The sequence below is a fragment of the Actinomadura sp. SCN-SB genome, assembly GCF_043906805.1.
Lineage (GTDB): Bacteria > Actinomycetota > Actinomycetes > Streptosporangiales > Streptosporangiaceae > Spirillospora.
Genome location: NZ_JBIMPP010000225.1, coordinates 1 through 239 on the forward strand (window position 1 = coordinate 1; position 239 = coordinate 239).

Genomic DNA, 239 nt, shown 5'->3' on the forward strand with positions numbered 1-239 from the left:
CGGCTGCATGTGATCGTGGGGGACTCGAACATGAGTGAGACCACGATGTTGCTGAAGGTGGGGGCGACGGATCTGGTGTTGCGGATGATCGAGGCGGGGGTGGTGATGCGTGATCTGACCTTGGAGAATCCGATTCGGGCGATTCGTGAGGTCAGTCATGACATGACGGGGCGGCGGCGGGTGCGGCTGGCCAATGGGCGGGAGGCCAGTTCGCTGGAGATCCAGAAGGAGTACTTCGG

1 protein-coding gene is annotated in these 239 nt (G+C 61.9%); it reads left to right on the forward strand.

All coding sequences use genetic code 11. The features are described from left to right. A partial coding sequence (locus tag ACGWYJ_RS39140; RefSeq protein ID WP_395111780.1) for a proteasome accessory factor PafA2 family protein occupies positions 1 to 239 on the forward strand: 239 nt, incomplete at both ends.